The following is a 312-nucleotide window of genomic DNA, read 5'->3' as shown; positions in this document are numbered from 1 at the left end:
GGCCATCAAGCCGTCCAGCAGGGCCCGCCTGCCGTAGCGGGCCGCGGCGGCGTCGTCGGCGCACATCTCCAGCAGCCGCGCGACTTCGGTGGCGCCGCGGGTGATCAGACGCACCCGCGGCAGGATCAACGCCACGCCGCGCATCGCCGTGACGATGGCCAGGTGCCGGCCCGCGACATGGGCGCGTTCGTGGGCGATCACGGCGGCCAGTTCACGTTCCCCGAGGGCCGCCACCGCCGCACTGGTGACCACGATGGTCGCCGGGCGGCCCGACACGCAATATGCGGCCCGCTCGGGGGTCTGCATCACATA

1 protein-coding gene is annotated in these 312 nt (G+C 73.4%); it reads right to left on the bottom strand.

What is annotated here, in order from left to right; genetic code table 11:
• Positions 1–312, bottom strand: a 312-nt coding sequence (locus H7I57_RS29840; protein ID WP_264028145.1) for a M48 family metalloprotease, incomplete at both ends; no start/stop codon positions are given.

Source organism: Mycolicibacterium pyrenivorans (genome assembly GCF_025821625.1).
GTDB classification, from domain to species: Bacteria; Actinomycetota; Actinomycetes; order Mycobacteriales; family Mycobacteriaceae; genus Mycobacterium; species Mycobacterium pyrenivorans.
Note: the sequence above shows the minus strand (reverse complement) of the source record. Positions and strands in the feature narration are given on the sequence as shown.